Origin of the sequence: Actinokineospora auranticolor (assembly GCF_002934265.1) — a bacterium.
In the GTDB taxonomy this organism is placed as follows: Bacteria; Actinomycetota; Actinomycetes; order Mycobacteriales; family Pseudonocardiaceae; genus Actinokineospora; species Actinokineospora auranticolor.
Genome location: NZ_PTIX01000055.1, coordinates 1 through 3040 on the forward strand (window position 1 = coordinate 1; position 3040 = coordinate 3040).

Below are 3040 nucleotides of genomic sequence, written 5' to 3' on the forward strand. Positions count from 1 at the left end.
TGAAATAGAAGACCAACCGAGCAGGCAATGCGCGGGTCCGCTGTTCCCGACGCCAATACTGGTCAATGACCCGATCGACCAACTCCACCGGAAACATCCGAGTCAGCACACCAACCGCAGCCCGGTCGGCCAGACCGCCGCCCTCGCGCACACCCAACCCAAGATCCACCACAGCAGGCTACAGCCCCGCCATGACCTAACCGACCGGCATTGCGGCAAGACCCACAAGGCCGGTGACGTGGTCCGCAGCAAGAACAGTTGCTGAGACCGGGCGGTGGGGTGCGAGAGGGAGCGCGCCCCACCGCCGCTCAGGCGGGCGTCCAGCCCGTGGCGGCGGCCCAGGCGGTGGCGCGGGGGATGGCGCGGTCGAACCAGGGTTCCTTGTCCGTGCCGTACTCGGGGATGGTGTCGGCGCCGCCGACCAGGCCGCGCTTGAGGGCGGCGTACTCGGCGCGAGCGGCCTCGTCGGCGCGCAGCCAGGCCGGGAACAGCAGGGTGTAGCGGGCGAACGGGGAGTCCGCGGCGCGGACGTGCACGTTGGCCCAGCGGGCCGGGTCGGCCGAGGCGTGGGTGCGCTTGGGGGTTTCCGGGCCGCCGGGCGGGTGCGGGGAGTCGCGGTCGAAACCCGGTACGCGCGGGAAGCCCGCGGCGGCCAGCGGCTCGTCGAGCGAGTCGTCCAAGGTGGGGACGGTGACCTGGAAGTCGAGCACGTCCTTGGCGGCCAGCCCCGGCACCGACGTGGACCCGACGTGGTCGACGCGGACCGCCTTGTCGCCCACCGCGAGCCGCAGCCTGCCGAGCACCCGTTCCGCCTGGGACGGCCAGGTGAGGTCGTAGTCGACCAGGGTGGGGGCGCCGCGGTCGGTGTGGCGTCGCAGTCGGACGTTCGCCTCGAACGGCAGCAGCCGCCCGTCCCACAGCGCGTCGACGGCCTCGGCGGTCCGCTCCGGGGCGCCGCCGTTGTCGAGCCAGACGTCGGCGACCGCCCGGCGCGCGCACTCGGTGGCCTGCGCGGCGATCCGGGCGCGCGCGTCCGCCTCGGCCATGCCCCGGTGCTCGACCAGCCTGCGCACCCGCACGTCGACGGGGGTGTCGACGACGACCACCAGGTGGTAGAGCGGCGCCATCCCGTTCTCCACCAGCAGCGGCACGTCCTGCACCACTACGGCGTCGGCGGGCGCCGCGGCGGCGAGTTCGGCGGCGCGGTCGCGGACCCGGGGGTGCACGATCGCGTTGAGCCGCTGCCGGGCGGTCTCGTCGGAGAACACAATGGACGCCAGGGCCGGGCGGTCGAGGTCGCCCTCCGCGGTGCGGACGTCCGGTCCGAACGCGGCGACGACGTCGGCCAGCCCGTCGGTGCCCCGGGCGACGACCTCGCGGGCGACGCGGTCGGAGTCGATGACCACCGCCCCCCGCTCGGCCAGTCTCGTGGCGACCGTGGACTTGCCTGACCCGATCCCGCCTGTGAGGCCGACGCGCAGCATGGGGCCGCATTCTTCCAGGCGACCCCGGGCACCCGTGCCGGGAGTCGCCGGTAGCGGACCGGGACACGCCGACCACTTCCGGCGTTTTCGCACGTGAGCCGGTTACGGTGGGTCCAGCGAAGGTCACCCTTGCGGAGGAACTGATGCACGAGACGAGTCACGGAAGGCACCGGCTCGGCACGCCGGGGCTGGTGCACTGCGTCGAGCACCGCCCCGTCGCCGCCGCCCTCGCCGAACTCCGCCGGAACTGGTGGTCGACGATCGTGGTGCCCGCCCGGCACAGCCTGGCCGGTCTGCGCTGGCGCGCCGCCGAGGCCGCGCTGGAGCGGGTCTGGGCCCCCTCGGAGCGCGCCGCCTAGCCGCGCAGCGCCCGGTCGGCGAGCGCCCCGAGCACGTCGGCGGCCCGGTCTGCCGGAACGAGCGCGGCGGTCGCCGTGATCGAGACGGTCACCTTCCCGTGCGCGACGACGAGCGAGCGGGTCGTCCCGTCGAGCAGGAATCCCTTGTCCGCGCCCACGGCCACCTCGACGGGCGCGGTCCCCTTGTCGCGTTCGGCGTCGACGGTCTCCCGAACGCGCTTGAGGGCGGACGAGGAGTCCACATAGCCCGCCAGCCCGACGGTGAGCACGGCGGCGGAGTTGGGTTGTCCCTCGGGGACGCCGTAGTAGCAGTCGATGCGACCGGTGCGACCGATGCTCTGGAGCGCCACGCCGACGACGGCCTCGGTGCGCCCGGTGACCACGGAGTCGAGGGTCCGGTCGAGGTCGTCACGGGTGAGGACCTTGCCGCACGAATCGGGCACCGTCCGCTCACCACGGGGCGCCGGGGCGGTCGTAGTGGTGAACACCGGCAGCGCGGCGTTGCTCGGCGGTGGTTGGGCGGGCGGCGTGGAGGTGCACCCGGCCACGAGGACCGCTGCGAGCCCCACGGGCAGGATGACGCGCATCGCCACACGGTAGATCGGGCGGGGCCGAGGAGGAAGGCGGAAGCGGTGGCGTCACTGGGAATGGTCACGCTGGTGGTGCGCTCGTACGACGAGGCGCTGGGGTTCTTCGTGGGGGCGCTCGGGTTCACGGTGGTCCGGGACCACGACCTGGGCGACGGAAAGCGGTGGGTGGTGGTGGCGCCGCCTGGTGGTGGAGCGGCGTTGCTGTTGGCGCGGGCGGTGGGCGCGGAGCAGGAGGCGGCGGTGGGACGGCAGACGGGCGGCCGGGTGGGGTGGTTCCTGGAGACGGACTCGTTCGCGCGCGACCACGCCCGGATGCGGGCGGCGGGGGTGGTGTTCGAGGAGGAGCCGCGTCCGGAGCCGTACGGGGTGGTGGCGGTGTTCCGAGACCTGTACGGGAACCGGTGGGACCTGATCGAGCCCGCCTAGTCCCAATGCCGGTCGGTTAGGTGGTTTCGGCTGGTCGGCGGCGGTGTCGGGTCGTGCTGGGCGGGGTGAGGGTGATGTTCGAGTGGGGTGGTCGGCTGTTTCGGAGTTGTTGTCGGTGTCGTGCGCGTTTGACCGGGAAGTTGCTCATTTTCCGTTTGATCACCCGCGGGTAGCTCCGGTG

At 73.1% G+C, this 3040-nt stretch carries 5 protein-coding genes; 2 read left to right on the forward strand and 3 right to left on the reverse strand.

All coding sequences use genetic code 11. From position 1 onward, the window contains the following. Together CLV40_RS40660 and coaE are read right to left on the reverse strand one after the other, a co-directional pair. Window positions 1–172, reverse strand: a 172-nt coding sequence (locus tag CLV40_RS40660) for a transposase domain-containing protein (protein ID WP_342752298.1), incomplete at its 3' end; no start/stop codon positions are given. A gap of 136 nt (window positions 173–308) precedes the next feature. Then, a complete protein-coding gene (gene coaE / locus CLV40_RS36905; RefSeq protein ID WP_104483680.1) occupies window positions 309–1484 on the reverse strand; it encodes a dephospho-CoA kinase in 1176 nt (391 codons plus the stop codon). Between the two features lie 143 nt (window positions 1485–1627). Here coaE and CLV40_RS36910 point away from each other — a divergent pair, with 143 nt between their 5' ends. Beyond that, complete coding sequence (locus CLV40_RS36910; RefSeq protein ID WP_104483681.1) at window positions 1628–1843, forward strand: hypothetical protein; 216 nt, start codon at window positions 1628–1630, stop codon at window positions 1841–1843. Here the strand turns inward: CLV40_RS36910 and CLV40_RS36915 are convergent. Further along, on the reverse strand, window positions 1840–2430 hold the full coding sequence (locus tag CLV40_RS36915) for a hypothetical protein (RefSeq protein ID WP_146108424.1): 591 nt from the start codon (window positions 2428–2430) through the stop codon (window positions 1840–1842). The two genes, CLV40_RS36910 and CLV40_RS36915, sit on opposite strands and share 4 nt — an antisense overlap. A gap of 45 nt (window positions 2431–2475) precedes the next feature. Between CLV40_RS36915 and CLV40_RS36920 the strand changes: the two genes are divergently transcribed. Next, window positions 2476–2859 carry a VOC family protein gene (locus CLV40_RS36920; RefSeq protein WP_104483683.1) on the forward strand — a complete coding sequence of 128 codons (384 nt, stop codon included), beginning with the start codon at window positions 2476–2478 and terminating at the stop codon, window positions 2857–2859. Window positions 2860–3040 lie beyond the last annotated feature (181 nt).